A 15543-nucleotide genomic window follows, 5' to 3' on the forward strand; every position below is an offset into this window, starting at 1 on the left:
AGGGGCCCGCTCGGGATGACAAGCTGCGCTCAGTAACGCCGCTACCGCACCAACGTCACCCCCCACGGCCTCGCTCCGACTTTGACTGTCGCAACGACTTTGTTCGTCTCGGTATCAACCACCGACACGTCGTTCGACAGCCCGTTCGCCGTGTAGACGTACTTCCCGTCGCGCGTGATCGCGACGCCCCACGGACGCTTGCCGACACGCACAGTCGTCACCGTCTTGAGCGACGCGGCATCGATCACCGACAGCGTTCCCGTACGCCCGCTCGCCACGTAAATCCGCTTGCCGTCGGGCGACGTCACGACGCCCACCGGCTTCCCTTCGCCGTGTTCGATCGGCGTTGTATTCACGATGTCGTGCGTCTTCACGTCGATGACCGTCATCGTCCCGCCGACTTCCGCGGTGACGTACACGCGGCTGCCGTCGGGCGAAAACACCGCCGCGCGCGGGCGCAAATCGACGAGCAGGTTCGCGACGACCTTGTGCCGCGCCACATCGATCACCGACACGCTGTTGCTGGTCTCGCTCGTGACGTACACCCAACGGCCATTCGGGCTCACCGCGACACCTTCCGGCTCGATGCCGACCACAAAGGTCGACAGCTGCTTGCCAGTGTGCAGGTCGATCGCCGTCGCGGTGCCGCCGTCTTCGTTCGACGCATACAGCCGCGCGCCGTCCGGTGTCACCGCGAACTGCTCGGGATCTGATCCGGCGCGATACGTGGTCACCAGCTTCCGCGCCGCAACGTCAATGACGGCGATCGCGTCCGCCGGCCCGACGAACTGCGGCTTGTCGTCGCTCATCGCGACGTATACGCGCCGTTGATCCGGGCTCGTTTGAATCCCCCGCGCGCGACCAGGCAGTGGAATCGTCGCGACCACGGTGTTCTTACCGAGGTCGATCACGCTGATCGAGTGCGAGATCTCGTTGCTCACGAAGGCGTAGCCGGATTCCTGCGCTTGCAGCCCCGACGTTACAACCAGCCCGATCGCGAGCAGACTTAAGAGTTTTCTCATGACCTGAGCCGGCAGGCCGTCTGTGCCGCGGTCGTGCCGAGCCGGTCGAGCGCCTCGCGAGACGGCTCATCGTCGCGGGCGGGCGGCTCTTCGACGATCGCCGGCTTGCCGCTCGCCGCCGGCGTCACGACGTACAACGGCTGGCGCAGCTGATGATCCCACGCGCGGAAGCTGAGCGGGCGGCCTTTGTGCCCGTCGAACTGCGTCGTCTCCTTCACGAGGTGTGCGGCCAGCGCGTCGCCGGCCACGCTTCGCGCGCGCAGCACCGATTCCCACAGAATCTTCACGGCGACCCACGCGAGCCACGCCTCCTGCGTCATTCCCGTTTTGGTTTCGACGCGAAAGCGATCGTTGAGGGTGTCCGCGCCGAACTTCTCGAGGGCCGGGTCCCACGCGGCTGCATGCGCGCCATCTCCGCCGTGCGCCAGCCGCATCGCATCGCTCAGCATCGCGTCGCTCGGCGCCGCGTGAAACATGAGCGGCGCGCAATCCGCCCCGCGCAACGCGTCGTCGGTGCAGCCGACGTTCACGAACAACGCTCCTCGCTTCGCCGCGACGCCGGCATAGCCGAGGCATTCGTCGCGCGATCCGCCCCCGAGTATCGCGTTCACGGTCAGCGGTTCGCGCGCGATCGCCGCGGCCGAGACAACGGTCAGCACGATATCCCCGCCGAACAGCGCGGCCGAGCGTTTGGCTTCGTTCACGCCCATGGCGGCGCCGAGTCGGCGTGCGGCCGCGCCGTCGCCGGAATCGATCAGCGCGACCCGCAGTATCAGCGGGGCGCGCCGCGCGGGCATGCGGAGATTCGGCAGCGCCACCGAGAGAGCGGCGGCGCGCTGGAGAAACGCTCGTCTATCGATCGATTTTGTCATCTGGAATCGCAAAAAACCGATGCAAGGGATGCGCCGATTTTTGTGCGGCAGCGGACGCCTGGATACAGCCTCGAACATCGCGATTTCTTGATGCGCCAACAATCGATGATTAGACGGCCTGATCGGAACGCTTCGTGCATTGGCCCCGGGGCCGAACCTGGAGACGGCAACGCACAACATGGTCTTCGTTTCTCAGTACGACAGCGTACGTCGTCCGGCATCGTGGCTCGTGCTCGCATCGCTGCTCGCCGCGCTGCTCGCATCGCTGCTCGGCGGATGCAAGACGGAAGCATCGCGCTCTACCGGCAGCACCAACGTCGAGCGCGGCGCCGCACCGGCGAATGGTGAAGTCGATCTCGCCGCCGACGACGGACAGTGGGTTCGTCCGGCGAAAGATCTCGCATCGACGCGGTTCAGCGGCCTGACCGAGATCAACACGACGAACGTGAAGAATCTCCGCGTCATCGCCACGTTCTCGACGGGAACGCTGCGCGGCCACGAAGCGGCGCCGATCGTCGTCGGCAACACGATGTACATCATCACGCCGTACCCGAACTACGTCTACGCGCTCGATCTCACGAAGCCAGGCCTTCCGACGAAGTGGATGTACAATCCCAAGCCGGAGCTCGCGTCGCAGGGCGTCGCGTGCTGCGACGTCGTCAATCGCGGCCTCGTGTACGACAACGGCAAGTTGTTCTTCAACACCCTCGACGATCACACCATCGCGCTCGACGCCGCGACCGGCAAGGAAGTCTGGAACACGAAAGTCGGCGACATCAACATGGGCGAGACGATCACCATGGCGCCGCTCGTCGCAAAGGGCAAAGTGCTCGTCGGCGATTCGGGCGGCGAGATGGGCGTGCGCGGTTGGCTCAAGGCGCTCGATGCCACGACCGGCACCGTCGTGTGGACGGCGTATCACACGGGGCCCGACAAGGATGTGCTGATCGGCCCCGACTTCAAGCCATTCTACGCCAAGGATAAAGGCAAGGACCTCGGCGTGAGCTCGTGGCCGCCCGACGGGTGGAAGATCGGCGGCGGCACGATGTGGGGCTGGATCTCCTACGATTCGACGAGCGGCATGATCTTCTACGGCTCGGCGAATCCGGGCCCGTGGAATCCGGATCAGCGGCCGGGCGACAACAAGTGGACGTCGACGCTCTTCGCGCGCAAGATCGACGACGGCCAAGCCGTGTGGGCGTACCAGCTCACGCAGCACGATCTGCACGACTACGACGGCATCAACGAGCAGATTCTCGCGGACCTCACGATCAACGGCGCGAAGCGCGCGGTACTCATTCGCCCCGACCGCAACGGCTACGTATACGTCGTCGATCGCAAGACCGGCGAAGTGATCTCGGCGAATCCGTACGGGTTCATCAACTCGACCACGGGCGTCGATCTCAAGACCGGCGCGCTGCAATACAATCCCGAGAAGGCGACGACGCTCGGCAAGGTCGTGCGCGAAATCTGTCCGGCGGCGCCGGGCATGAAGGACTGGCAACCCTCGGCCTATTCGCCCAAACTCGGCTTGTTATTCATTCCTCATCAGAATTTGTGTATGGACGAGGAAGGCCTGAGCGCGAACTACATCGCGGGCACGCCGTACGTCGGCATGAACGTGAAGATGTATCCCGGTCCGGGCGGCAATCGCGGCGTGTTCCAGGCGTGGAATCCCGTCACCGGCAAGGAAGTCTGGTCGATCAAGGAAGATCTGCCGGTGTGGAGCGGCACGGTGGTGACGGCCGGCGACGTCGCCTTTTACGGCACGATGGACGGATGGTTCAAGGCCGTCGATGCGCGCACCGGCAACATCCTGTGGCAGTTCAAGACCGGCTCCGGCATCATCGGCCAGCCAATCACGTACAAGGGACCTGACGGACATCAGTACGTCGCCGTGCTGTCCGGCATCGGCGGCTGGTCGGGTGCCATCGTCGCCGGCGGCCTCGACGCGCGCGACTCCTCCGCGGCGCTCGGCTTCGTCAACGCGATGAAGGACTTGCCGTCGAAGACGACCAAGGGCGGCATGTTGTACGTGTTTGCCCTATGAGGCGCGCTGGGCGTTGGGCGCTGGGAGCTGGGCGGGTGACGCGGCGCGAAGAGAATCTCTCTCTCGTCGTGCCGCTCGTCGTCCTGCTCGGCGTCGCGGCAGCGACCCACGACGGCCGCGCATTCGCCGCAGTCACGCCCAGCGCCCAGCCCGCAGCGCCCAGCGCAATACGCATCTGCGCGGACCCCAACAACCTCCCCTTTTCGAACGCCAGTCGCGCCGGCTTCGAAAACAAAATCGCCGATGTGATTGGTGCCGAGTTGCATCGGCCGGTCGCGTATACGTGGTGGGCGCAGCGTCGCGGGTTCGTTCGCAACACGCTCAACGCCGGCGAATGCGACCTCGTCGTCGGCACCGTCTCCGGCATGGAGATGCTGGCCACGACGCGCCCGTACTACAAGTCGACGTACGTGTTCGTGTCGCGGCACGATCGGCATCTTGACGTCAAGTCATTTGACGATACTAAGCTTCGGCGCTTGAAGATCGGCGTGCAGCTCATCGGCGACGATTTCTCGAACACGCCGCCGGCCCACGCGCTCTCCAATCGCGGCATCGTGCGCAACGTCGTCGGCTTTCCGGTCTACGGCGATTACCGGCAGGCGAATCCCGCGGCGCGCATCATGGACGCCGTGATCGGCCGCAAGGTCGACGTTGCGGTCGTCTGGGGGCCGCTCGCCGGCTACTTCGCGAAGCAGTCGCCCGTCGCGCTCGACGTCGTGCCGGTGAGCCCACAGGTGGATCTGCCGTATCTGCCCTTCGTGTTCGACATCGCCATGGGCACGCGGCGCGCGGATTCAACGTTTCGTCATACGCTCGACGACATCATCGAGCGCAGGCACGCGACGATCGACAGCATCCTCGGCGCGTATGGAGTGCCGCGCGCCGATCGTGGCCGGAGGACGTATGGCAATTAGAGGATGGACCCTGGCGGGAGCGTGCACGCTCGCCCTCCTCGCCGCCGCATGCGAGCGCGAGGAGCGGCATCTCAACGAGCCGCCGCCCAAGCCGCCGACACAGTTCGTTGCGCAGGTTCCGCTGCAGCCTGGCCCGACGTTCATCAATGACACGTCGGAAGGGCCGTACGATGACAACGCGTACAGCGCGAGCGAAGGCCAGGTGTTGTTCGAGCAGATGAATTGCAGCGGGTGTCACTCGAATGGCGGCGGCGGCATGGGACCGGCCCTCATGGACGACGAGTGGAGTTACGGCAGCCTCCCGCAGCAGATCTTCGCGACGATCGCTGAAGGCCGGCCGAACGGCATGCCGTCGTGGAAGCATCGCTTGAACAACCAGCAGATCTGGCAGCTCGTGTCCTACGTGCGCTCGTTGAGCGGGCTCACGCCGAAGGGGGCGCGGCCGAATCGCGAGGATCACATGATGGTAAAGCCGTCGCCCTCGCAGACGCCGCAAACGCCGCAGTCCAAGGCGAAGAATTCGGGACTTCCGCTTTCCTCGATGAAGTAGACGCGATCGCTCATGCACTCGCTCTTCGATCCGCAATCGCCGCAAGCGCGCGCCGTCGCCCACCTCTGGTGGTGGATGCTCGGCGTCGGCGGCACCGTCTGGCTCGGTGTCGTGCTCTTCGCGATCTACGCCGCCATGCACCCGCGCGGGAACCGCGCGTCGGACGGTCTCGAGCACGTGTCGCCGGAGACGCATCATCGCGTCGAGCGTGTCGTCGCGGGCGCGGGCTTCGCCACCGTGCTGATTCTCCTTGCCTTCCTGATATTCGACTTCTCGGTCGGTCACGCGCTCGCGGTGCATCCGCAGCGCGGGTTGACGATCGACGTCGTCGGACATCAGTGGTGGTGGGAGGCGCAGTACGAGGATCCCGATCCGAGCAAGATGATCTCGACGGCGAACGAGATTCACGTCCCGACCGGCCAGATGATTCAGTTCAAGCTGCGCGCGGCCGATGTGATTCACAGCTTCTGGGCGCCGAACCTGAACGGCAAGCGCGATCTCATTCCCGGTTACACGAGCACCCTGTGGTTCAAGGCCGACACCGCCGGCGTCTACCGCGGACAGTGCGCGGAGTTCTGCGGTTTGCAGCACGCGAAGATGGCGTTCTACATCATCGCCGAGCCGCCGGTGAAGTTCGCGGCGTGGATGGCCGCGGCATCGAGGCCGCAGGACCAACCGACCGACTCGACGTTGCTCTATGGCCAGCGGATTTTCATGTCGAGCGGATGCGCCGTCTGCCACAGCATCGCCGGCACCGAGGCGCGATCGACCGTTGGTCCCGGGCTCACGCACCTCAAGAGCCGCAACACGATCGCCGCGGGAACCCTCGCCAACACGCGTGAGAATCTCGTGAAGTGGGTGTCGAACCCGCAGAACGTGAAGCCGGGCGCGCGCATGCCGGCGTACCAGTTCACTGAACCGCAGTTGACGGCGTTGATCTCATACCTGGAAACATTGAAATGAGCGCCGACGCTGGACTTCCCGTCGAGCTGCTGTTGTCCGAGGAGGCCATCGCCCGCGAGGCCGCCGCGCTCGACCAAACCTGGCGCGACAAGCCGGGCGTCTGGGGCTGGCTCACGGCGGTCGATCACAAGACGATCGGCAAGCGCTACATCATCACCGCGTTCCTGATGTTCCTGGCCGGCGGCATCGAGGCGGCGCTGATGCGCACGCAACTCGCGCGGCCGGAAAACACGCTGCTCAGCGCCGACAAGTACAATCAGCTCTTCACGACGCACGGCACGACGATGATGTTCCTCTTCGCCGTGCCGATCATGACGGCGATGGGCCTTTATCTCGTGCCACTGATGGTTGGCGCGCGGAGCATCGCGTTCCCGCGCATCAACGCGTTCGGCTACTGGACGTACGTGGTCGGCGTCGTGTTCCTGTACGTGTCGCTGTTCGCGAACACCGGACCGGATGCGGGGTGGTTCGCGTATCCGCCGCTCTCGACGGTGTACTCGCCCGGGCATCGCATGGACGTGTGGGCGCAGGTGGTGACGTTCACCGAGATTGCGGCACTCGTCGCGGCCGTGAACATCATCGTCACCGTGTTCAAGCTGCGATCGCCCGGCATGTCGCTCAATCGCATTCCCTTGTTCGTGTGGGCGCAGCTCGTCGTCGCGTTCATGATCATCTTCGCCATGCCGGCCGTCGCGACGGGCAGCACGTTGATGCTGGCCGAGGATCGCGCGATCAACACGCATTGGTTCAACTATGCGGAGGGGGGCGACGTGCTGCTGTGGCAGCACATTTTCTGGTTCTTCGGCCACCCTGAGGTCTACATCATCTTCCTGCCGGGCCTGGGCTTCATCACGCCGATCATCGAGACCTTCGCGCGGCGAAAGGTGTTCGGATACACGGCGCTCGTGATGGCGAACGTCACCACCGCGTTCTTCGCGTTCGGGTTGTGGGTCCACCACATGTTCGCGACGCCGATCCCCGAGCTCGGACAGAGTTTGTTCACGGCGGCCAGCATGTTGATCGCCATTCCCACGGGCGTGCAGATCTTCTGCTGGATCGCCACGCTGTGGATGGGCCGCCCCACGTTCCGCGTGCCGCTGCTGTTCGTGATGGGATTCTTCTTCACGTTCATCAACGGCGGCATCACCGGTGTGATGCTCGCATCGGTGGGATTCGACAAGCAGGCGCACGACACGTTCTTCGTCGTCGCCCACTTGCATTACGTGCTGCTCGGCGGCGGCATCATGCCGCTCTTCGGTGCGTTCTACTTCTGGTTCCCGAAGATCGTCGGGCGCAAGCTCAGCGAGACGCTGGGCAAATGGCACTTCTGGCTGTTTCTCATCGGCGTGAACGTGACCTTCTTCCCGATGCACATTTTGGGATTGGAGGGCATGCCGCGTCGCGTGTACACCTATATGGCGAACACGGGGTGGGGTCCGCTCAATCTCGTGGCGACGATCGGCGGGTATGTCATCGCGATATCGGTCGTGGTGTTCCTCGTGAACGTCATCAAGAGTTGGGTCGCCGGCGAGCTTGCGGGCCCGAATCCGTGGAATTCGTCCGGTCTCGAGTGGGCGACGTCGTCGCCGCCGCCGCCATATAACTTTACTTATATACCCGTCACGACGAGCCGCCATCCGCTCTGGGATACGAGCGTCGAGCTGCCGGTGATGACCGGATTGCGGTCGGATCGGCGTGAGGTACTGACGACGACGACGTTCGATGCGCGGCCCGATCATCGCCACGAGCATCCCGAGGGATCGATCTGGCCGATGTATCTCGCCGGGACCATGGGCGTGGTGTTCATCGGATCGATCTTCTCGCCGTATTACGTGCTCGGCGGACTGGGACTGGCGTTGATCGGCTTGTTCATGTGGGCGTGGAACTCGATCGGTGAGCATAAAGGTCCGGACCGCGTGCTGGCGCCTGACGCGCTCGCGGAGCGCGCATGACAACTATGACGACGATGGCGACGTCGGCGAAACCACTCCGTCCGGCGGGTGACGTCTCGCAGCTGCCGACCGTGGTGTTCGGCAGCCGCAGCTTGATGTGGTGGTCGACCCTGGGCTTCATGGTCGTGGAAGGGTGGACGCTGGCGCTACTGGTCGTGTCCTATTTGTACCTGCGGCAGAACTACGAGGCGTGGCCGCCGCTTCGCACGCCCTATCCAAGTTTGCTCATTCCGACGATCAATCTCGCGCTGATGCTGCTGAGCTTGATCCCGGCGATCGCGTCGCAGCGCGCGGCCAAGCGACTCGACAAGCCGGCGCTCAAGAAGTGGCTGCTCCTCTTTTCGGTGATCGTGTTCGCGATCGTCGTCGTGCGGTGGTGGGAGCTGTGGGCGCTCAACACGCGCTGGGACACGAACGCGTACGGTTCGGCGGCGTGGACAATCGTTGGCTTTCACACCTCGCTGCTGGCGCTCGACGTTGCCGATACGCTCGGCCTCACGTTGTTCTACTTCGTGCGCCCGATGCCCGTGAAGAGCTTCAGCGACGCGACGGACAACAGCTTCTATTGGTATTTCACCGTTGGGATCTGGATTCCCGTTTATCTCATCGTGTATGTCGGACCGCGAATCTTCTGACGTCGTAGACGTATTGACGGAGAATCCGTCGGATCACGGCGTGCGGGCGTTCACGCGGTGGCCAGGCTTGTTGAGCCTCGCGCTCGGCTGGGTGCTTAGCCCAACGGTCGCGTTGATCAATCAGGAGCTGATCTACAGCACGAACATGTGGGCGTGCGGACGGAATCAGCCCGCGGCGATGCACGTCGTGCCCGCGTTATGTCTCATCGTCACCATCGGCGTTGCGATGACCGCATATAAGGATTGGAAAGCGGCCGGTGGTGGTGTCGAGGAAGAAGCCGCCGACGTCGCGACGCGCACGCGCTGGATGGGATTGGTCGGAGTGGTGGTGAGTGTCTTCTCTGCCCTCGTGATTCTCGCGCAGTGGGCCGCGATCTTCGTGTTCGATCCATGCATGCGGGCGTAGCGGGATGACGCTGCCCGTCATCCCGAGCCGCCTCCTGATTGTTATCCCGAGCCGCCTCCTGACTGTCATCCCGAGCCGCCTCCTGATTGTCATCCCGAGCCGCAGGCGAGGGATCTTTCATCCCGATAGAGTGCCCTCTATCGGCCCGCTAGATCCCTCGTCGCTCCGCTCCTCGGGATGACGACCTTCCCAGAGTGGGGACTCGAGCCCGGCATCGTCATTCCGGTGTTCGTACTCGGCGCATTGTATTGGCGCGGATTGGCGCGCGTGCGTCTCGCTGCGCCTCGCGCCGTTCCGGGCCGCGGCGTCGCATCGTTCGTCGCTGGATATGTGGTGCTGATCGTCGCGCTCGTGTCGCCGCTGCACGGCATGTCCGAGGAGCTCTTCTCCGCGCACATGCTGCAGCACGAGCTGTTGATGGCGCTTGCCGCGCCGTTGCTTGTGCTTGGCCGGCCGGGCCCGGTATTGTTGTGGGCGTTCGATCGGCCGTCGCGCTTGCGCGTGGCGAGCGTGATTCGCGCGAGCGCCGTGCGCAAGTCGTGGCACTGGGCGACGCGGCCGTTCGATGCGTGGCTCATTCACGCGATTGCCATTTGGGCGTGGCACATTCCGTTGTTGTTTCAATCGACGCTTCACAGCGAGGCCGCGCACGCGCTTCAACATGCATCGTTTCTCGGAAGCGCCCTGCTCTTCTGGTGGAGCATCATGCACGGGTTGCGACGTGCCGAGCGTGGGATGGCGATCGTTTATCTGTTCACGACCGCAGTGCATACCGCGGTGCTCGGCGCGCTGATGACGTTCGCGCATTCACCGTGGTATCCCGAGTACGTGAGCGGTGCGGCGTCGTGGGGTTTGACGCCGATGGCCGATCAGCAGCTCGCCGGGTTGATCATGTGGGTGCCGGCGAGCGCGGCGTATCTCGTCGCGGCGCTCGCGGTGATGCGCGCGTGGCTGCGCGACTCGGAGTGGGCGGTCAGTGAGGCCGAACGGGTGAGCCCCTCGCTGTCATCCTGAGCCCCCTCGCTGTCATCCTGAGCGAAGCGAAGGACCCCTTTCCCGCGTGAACAAGATCTTCCAGATCGCGCTCGGCATCGTGACGAGCGTCGGCGGCTTTCTCGAGATCGGATCGATCGCCACCGCCGCGCAGGCCGGCGCGGGTTTCGGGTTTCAGCTCGCGTGGTCGATTCTCGTCGGCACGATCTGCATCGCGTTTCTCGTGGAGATGTCGGGCCGCTTCTCGGCGGTGAGCAAGCACACGATTCCCGATGCGATGCGCGAGCGCTTCGGCGTGCGATTCTTCGCCGTGCCGCTGCTCGTGATGCTGCTCGTGTCGATGCTGACGTTGGGCGCGGAAGTCGGCGGCGTCGCCGCCGCGCTCAAGCTCGCAACCGGAATTCCGCTGCCGGTGTGGGCCGTGCCCGTAGGACTGCTCGCGTGGTTCATCCTGTGGCGCATGACGTTCAGCTTCATCGAGAACGGCGTATCGCTGCTCGGGCTCGTGACGCTGGCGTTCGCCGTCGCCGCGTACAAGCTGCATCCGAGTTATGCGGCGCTCGGCAAGGGACTGTTGCCGACGCTGCCCACGCACGATGCATCGAAGTATTGGTTCGGGGCGGTGAGCGTGCTCGGCGCGTCGATCTCGCCCTATCTCTACTACTTCTATTCGTCGGGCGCGATCGAGGACAAGTGGGACGAGAGTTATGTCCCGGTGAACCGCGCGATCGCGGCGATCGGCATGGGGTTTGGCGGGTTCCTGTCGGTGGCGGTGCTCGTGCTCGCGGCGTTGATCTTCCATCCGCGGCACATCGACGTCCAGCAATACGAGCAATTGACCGGTCTGTTGACGCCGGTACTGGGCCGCCCCGGCTTCTGGTTGTTCGTGGCGTCGCTGGGCATTGCGTGCATCGGCGCGACGCTCGAGATCTCGCTGTCGCTGGCGTATCTCGTTGCGCAGGGGTTCGGGTGGCGATGGGGCGAGGACCTGAGCCCGCGGCGCGATGCGCGGTTCAGCCTGACGTACACCGCGATCGTGGCCATCGCCGTGTTGTTTCCGCTGCTCGGTCTGGATCCGCTCAAGCTGACGAACATCGCGATGGCGTTGACTGCCGCGTCGCTTCCCGTTGGCGTCTTTCCATTTTTGATATTAATGAACGACAAGACATATCTTGGAAAGCACACCAACGGCCCGATCGGCAACGGCGTCGTGCTCGTGGTGAGCTTGATGGCCGCGGTGCTGGCGATCGTCTCGATCCCGCTCGAGATCATCGGAGGCGGATGACCGATGCCCATTCGATTGATCGCCGACGTGTTGGACGAACAACTCGTGGATGTGCATGGCGAGAATGCCGGTCGCGTCGACGGCATCGTACTGGAGCTGCGCGATGGAAAGCCGCCGCGCGTCGCCTATTTGGAGGTCAGCCCGATCACGCTCCTGGGGCGATTCAGCCTGCGTCTCGCGCATTGGTATGCGCGCCACGATCGAAAGTTCGGTGAAGGACGTGGCGTGCCGTTTCGTGTGCCGTGGAGTCGCGTGACGCGTGAGGGGCCGACGCTCGAGCTCGACTTCGACGCGGATGTGACCCCGATCAGCGCGTTGGAAGATTGGCTGCGGGTAAAGATCGTCGAGCACATTCCGTTCAGTCGCGGGAAGGAAGACGAGACACGCGAGCGCGGGGGCCGTAATGGAGCTGCATGAAGCGCATGCGGAGCGATTGCTCGGCACGAAGGTGCGCGACGTGAATGGCGAGGTCCTCGGCCGCCTCGAGGAGATGATCGTCGAGGTGATCGACGGCGAGCCGGTGGTGACGGAGTTTCACGTGGGGCCGGTGGCGTTGCTCGAGCGGATTGGCGGGTTTCTCGAACACATGCCCTATTTCAGGTTGTTGCCGTTTCCGAAGTGGGAGTATCGGATACCGTGGACCGACGTGGAGTTGGGGGAGGTGGGGCGGGTGACGGTGAAGGTGGCGAAGGAGAGGTTGCGGAGGGTGGAGGAATGAGCTGATCGATGGCCGAGCCACAAACAACCGCGAGCATGACGACTGACGGCATATTGCGACTCACCGCGGAGAACAGGCAGTCTATTGCAGTTCTCAAATGCCCGACTTGTGCAGCTGACCTGAAGGAGGTCGAGCTGGGCGACGTCTTTCTCGTGGGCCTCAGATGCCGCGAGGGACATGGTTTCTTCATCGCGACAGCGGCGCCAAACGCTGCGGTAACGGAGAAAGCGCACGGTATTCAAGGTTCCTACTCGTCGCACGCGATGGAGTCGGAGATCATTCACGCCTGGCTGACCGAGGAAGGATTACGGCGCTACCTGAACACCCAACTGGCGGTCACGCTGCGGCGTATCGCCGAGGTGGGAGTAAAGCCCGCCGTTCACGCCGGGGAGTTTCGGCTATGTCCCTTTTGTACAGGGACCCTCGCGGAGGATGGCACGGATCAGAGTGGCTGGTCCGGGCGATACGTGTGCCCGAATGGACACATTTTTTATCTCCGATCCGGCCTGTATTGGAAGATGAACGGCCAAGTCGTTGACTTATGCGCGGAGTTTGATGATGAATTCGTCATGCGCTGCGCGAAGTTCTACTTGCGCGACGATATTCGGTCTAATGTGCCGGCGGATGTTCGAAGGATCTTGATGACGCATTTGAACGTGAAGTAGCTGCCAGCCGGGTTCGGAGCGGCGCCCGCCCAATCCGGTGTACTGTGGCGTGGATGTCACCCACGCTGGCCCCTTGTCGCGACCGCGAGAGTGCTTGCTTGAGCGGTGAGACGGCAATTCGCTTTCGTGAGCGCGCTTGCTTCGTTGGCGAGCGCGCATTGCTATTTTCGTTACGGGATATTTCACGTTCGCGAGACTCCTCGACACGACGGGGGGTTGGCATTTTCGTTTGTCGAGCGCGCATGCACGATCTCGAGATCGCTCGACTCGTCGCTCGACTCGTCGCTCGATCGGCGTGCTCGAACCGTGAGCGGGCATGTCACTTCCGTGAGATGGCGTTTTCATTTGTCGAGGGCGCATGCTTGGACCACTAGCGTGCATGACACCTCGGCGCACGGTGCATTCATGGAAGGCGAGACGACTTGTGCCAATTCTCAGTTTGCTCGAACATTGCTGACATGGCTTGGCACGCCGGTGAGACGACACGACACGCTGCTTCTCGTGCGTGACACAAAAATCACGTGCATGTACGTGACGACATTCGGCGAAGCGCGGCGGCCGGGGCGTATTTGGGTGCGATCGCAGTGGGCGTCCGTCTCGACTGTATCTATAGAAGGACTGGGCCGGTGCCGGTCACGGGCGAGACCGTTGGTTTGACGGCCTGTGACCGATCGTTCCTTGTCACCATGCGGTTGGACGGTGGTTGCGGTCTAACGGATATTGAGAGCACGCCCCTGGCTGCTAGCATGGATGTGTCGAGCAACCATGGATCACAACCAGGAGCGGCCCTCATGAAGCGGACGACGAAGTATGTCGCGTTGGATGTGCATCAGGCAACGACCGTGAGCAGCGTGCGCGACGAAAGTGGTCGCATCATCGCGCGCAGCATCATCCCGACCGAGGCCGAGTCGCTGCTGGCGTTTGTTCGAAGGATGCGCGGCGCGGTGCACGTGGCGTTCGAGGAGGGCACCCAAGCGCAGTGGTTGTCGGAGCTGTTGACGCCTATCGTCCAGCGGGTCGTGGTGTGCAATCGGCGCGGCGACACGACTACGGGGAACAAGAATGATCAGCACGACGCCGATGATCTGTCGGATCGGTTGCGTCTCGGGCGGCTCCGCGCGGTCCACCACGACCGGGGCGATCACGCGCGACTCAAGGAGCTGACGCGGACGTATGCCAATGTGCTCCAGGACTCCAAACGCGTCATGCAGCGGCTGAAGGCGCTGTACCGCGCGCGAGGTATCAAGACGCCCGGGATGAGCGTCTATCACCCGCAGCACCGCGAGCGCTGGCTCGCGCAGCTCTCCGAGTCAGGCGCTCGGTTTCGCGCCGAGACGCTGTATGCGCAGCTCGGCGTGTTGCAGGCGTTGCGGCCACGGGTGAAGGCGGCGATGGTGCAGGAAGCGCAGCGGGATCCCGCATGGCCGGTGTTGCGCCGCATTCCGTACTTCGGTCCCGTGCGCATCGCGTTGCTGCTAGCGTTGCTGCTAGCGTTGCTGCTAGCGACGCTGCAAACGCCATGGCGGTTTCGGACGAAGCGGCACCTGTGGGCGTATGCGGGACTCGCGGTCGTCAGCCGGACCAGCGCCGAGTATGACATCGCGGACGATCGCCCCGTGCGCCGGCGCAAGCGCTGGGTCCAAACGCGCGGGCTCAATCGCAATCACAATCCGATAGTGAAGGACGTGTTCAAGAGCGCGGCGACGACCGCGGCGACGACCGCGGCGACGCGGCCGGGGCCATTACAGGATTGGTATGAGGGTGTTCGGGCGCGCGGGCTCAGCGCCGACTTGGCCCGGGTAACGCTCGCGCGAAAACTGGCGGCCGTGACCTTACACCTGTGGAAAACCGGAGCGCACTACGATCCGACTCAGTGAAGCGTGCAAGGCAGCTAGCGCCGAGCCGCGACGCGGCACGAGCGGCATCATCGTCCGCTTCAGAGCTCGAGCGTGGGTGCGGAAGGCAGTCTCAGAGCGTTCGTTTCCCCGACCGCTTCGGCCGTCGAGGTCCTCGTCTCACCATAGGCCCTTCCGCAGAACCCGAATAAGCGTCAGGCCGACCTCGTGGGGTCGAGTCTCCGATAGAACCATGGTTCGCCTTGCGCGACCGCTTCGCTTGCACACGCTCAGGAGTGCCTGGAGAAAACCGGCGATGAAGAAAGGCAACAGCCGACCGCACGCACCGCGGCGGAAGGACTCGCGCACGACTCAGAATTCCGGGCTGATTGTCCACGAGCAAACGCGAAAACAATCAGTCGGGACGAAGTCCGCTCTTGACAATGGCTCTCATAGAACGAACGCTGAAGCTGACGGGCGATCTATTGAATTGTTGCGGCTGCGCTGCAACTCTTTTTTTGTTTCGCCCGCAGCTTAGCTGGGGCGTTGATATGACTGGGCAGAAGTCAAGGCGTACGGTTGTTGCGACGTCATGAATGTCGGGTTCTAGGACTGAGGACCTACGGCGAAAGCGACGATGAATCCTGCTGATATACGCCGGTCAGCGCAGGGCGCCGGAGCGG

Annotated in this window: 15 protein-coding genes; 13 read left to right on the forward strand and 2 right to left on the reverse strand. The window is 63.7% G+C overall.

What is annotated here, in order from left to right; all coding sequences use genetic code 11:
- Positions 1-41: 41 nt before the first annotated feature.
- Positions 42-1022 (reverse strand): PQQ-dependent catabolism-associated beta-propeller protein, encoded by a 981-nt coding sequence (locus VN706_10895; GenBank protein ID HXT16127.1) that lies wholly within the window; start codon positions 1020-1022, stop codon positions 42-44.
- Positions 1019-1894: a hypothetical protein gene (locus tag VN706_10900; GenBank protein ID HXT16128.1), complete on the reverse strand. Its 876-nt coding sequence runs from the start codon at positions 1892-1894 to the stop codon at positions 1019-1021. Before VN706_10900 ends, VN706_10895 begins: the two co-directional genes overlap by 4 nt.
- A gap of 178 nt (positions 1895-2072) precedes the next feature.
- Here VN706_10900 and VN706_10905 point away from each other — a divergent pair, with 178 nt between their 5' ends.
- The 13 genes from VN706_10905 (at position 2073) to VN706_10965 (ending at position 14902) form a co-directional block, all read left to right on the forward strand.
- Positions 2073-3944, forward strand: coding sequence for a methanol/ethanol family PQQ-dependent dehydrogenase (locus tag VN706_10905; protein HXT16129.1), 1872 nt, complete (start codon positions 2073-2075; stop codon positions 3942-3944).
- Positions 3945-3979: 35 nt separating this feature from the next.
- Positions 3980-4858, forward strand: a complete 879-nt coding sequence (locus VN706_10910) for a substrate-binding domain-containing protein (protein HXT16130.1) — start codon at positions 3980-3982, stop codon at positions 4856-4858.
- The gene (locus VN706_10915; protein ID HXT16131.1) at positions 4848-5408 is read left to right on the forward strand and encodes a c-type cytochrome; all 561 of its coding nucleotides are present in this window, start codon (positions 4848-4850) and stop codon (positions 5406-5408) included. The genes VN706_10910 and VN706_10915 overlap by 11 nt, the downstream gene beginning before the upstream one ends.
- 12 nt (positions 5409-5420) lie before the next feature.
- On the forward strand, positions 5421-6371 hold the full coding sequence (coxB, locus tag VN706_10920) for a cytochrome c oxidase subunit II (GenBank protein ID HXT16132.1): 951 nt from the start codon (positions 5421-5423) through the stop codon (positions 6369-6371).
- Positions 6368-8323, forward strand: a complete 1956-nt coding sequence (gene ctaD, locus VN706_10925; GenBank protein HXT16133.1) for a cytochrome c oxidase subunit I — start codon at positions 6368-6370, stop codon at positions 8321-8323. Before coxB ends, ctaD begins: the two co-directional genes overlap by 4 nt.
- Positions 8320-8958 (forward strand): hypothetical protein, encoded by a 639-nt coding sequence (locus VN706_10930; GenBank protein HXT16134.1) that lies wholly within the window; start codon positions 8320-8322, stop codon positions 8956-8958. The genes ctaD and VN706_10930 overlap by 4 nt, the downstream gene beginning before the upstream one ends.
- A gap of 13 nt (positions 8959-8971) precedes the next feature.
- Positions 8972-9364 carry a hypothetical protein gene (locus VN706_10935; protein HXT16135.1) on the forward strand — a complete coding sequence of 131 codons (393 nt, stop codon included), beginning with the start codon at positions 8972-8974 and terminating at the stop codon, positions 9362-9364.
- A gap of 177 nt (positions 9365-9541) precedes the next feature.
- Positions 9542-10378 (forward strand): cytochrome c oxidase assembly protein, encoded by an 837-nt coding sequence (locus tag VN706_10940; protein HXT16136.1) that lies wholly within the window; start codon positions 9542-9544, stop codon positions 10376-10378.
- Positions 10379-10424: 46 nt separating this feature from the next.
- Positions 10425-11642: a divalent metal cation transporter gene (locus VN706_10945; protein ID HXT16137.1), complete on the forward strand. Its 1218-nt coding sequence runs from the start codon at positions 10425-10427 to the stop codon at positions 11640-11642.
- 3 nt (positions 11643-11645) lie between these two features.
- Positions 11646-12059, forward strand: coding sequence for a hypothetical protein (locus VN706_10950; GenBank protein HXT16138.1), 414 nt, complete (start codon positions 11646-11648; stop codon positions 12057-12059).
- Entirely contained in the window at positions 12046-12360 is a 315-nt protein-coding gene (locus VN706_10955) for a hypothetical protein (protein ID HXT16139.1), read from the forward strand. Before VN706_10950 ends, VN706_10955 begins: the two co-directional genes overlap by 14 nt.
- An 8-nt stretch (positions 12361-12368) precedes the next feature.
- Positions 12369-13025, forward strand: a complete 657-nt coding sequence (locus VN706_10960) for a hypothetical protein (protein ID HXT16140.1) — start codon at positions 12369-12371, stop codon at positions 13023-13025.
- A gap of 791 nt (positions 13026-13816) precedes the next feature.
- Positions 13817-14902, forward strand: coding sequence for a transposase (locus tag VN706_10965; protein ID HXT16141.1), 1086 nt, complete (start codon positions 13817-13819; stop codon positions 14900-14902).
- The last annotated feature ends 641 nt before the right edge of the window (positions 14903-15543 follow it).

Source organism: Gemmatimonadaceae bacterium (assembly GCA_035606695.1).
GTDB lineage: Bacteria > Gemmatimonadota > Gemmatimonadetes > Gemmatimonadales > Gemmatimonadaceae > JAQBQB01.

Excerpts from the sequence above, each read along its gene's own strand:
- VN706_10960 (HXT16140.1), top strand. The coding sequence starts at position 12,369 with ATGGCCGAGCCACAAACAACCGCGAGCATGACGACTGACGGCATATTG.
- ctaD (HXT16133.1), top strand. The coding sequence starts at position 6,368 with ATGAGCGCCGACGCTGGACTTCCCGTCGAGCTGCTGTTGTCCGAGGAG.
- VN706_10895 (HXT16127.1), bottom strand. The coding sequence starts at position 1,022 with ATGAGAAAACTCTTAAGTCTGCTCGCGATCGGGCTGGTTGTAACGTCG.
- VN706_10955 (HXT16139.1), top strand. The coding sequence starts at position 12,046 with ATGGAGCTGCATGAAGCGCATGCGGAGCGATTGCTCGGCACGAAGGTG.
- VN706_10915 (HXT16131.1), top strand. The coding sequence starts at position 4,848 with ATGGCAATTAGAGGATGGACCCTGGCGGGAGCGTGCACGCTCGCCCTC.
- coxB (HXT16132.1), top strand. The coding sequence starts at position 5,421 with ATGCACTCGCTCTTCGATCCGCAATCGCCGCAAGCGCGCGCCGTCGCC.
- VN706_10900 (HXT16128.1), bottom strand. The coding sequence starts at position 1,894 with ATGACAAAATCGATCGATAGACGAGCGTTTCTCCAGCGCGCCGCCGCT.
- VN706_10950 (HXT16138.1), top strand. The coding sequence starts at position 11,646 with ATGCCCATTCGATTGATCGCCGACGTGTTGGACGAACAACTCGTGGAT.
- VN706_10930 (HXT16134.1), top strand. The coding sequence starts at position 8,320 with ATGACAACTATGACGACGATGGCGACGTCGGCGAAACCACTCCGTCCG.
- VN706_10940 (HXT16136.1), top strand. The coding sequence starts at position 9,542 with ATGACGACCTTCCCAGAGTGGGGACTCGAGCCCGGCATCGTCATTCCG.
- VN706_10965 (HXT16141.1), top strand. The coding sequence starts at position 13,817 with ATGAAGCGGACGACGAAGTATGTCGCGTTGGATGTGCATCAGGCAACG.
- VN706_10905 (HXT16129.1), top strand. The coding sequence starts at position 2,073 with ATGGTCTTCGTTTCTCAGTACGACAGCGTACGTCGTCCGGCATCGTGG.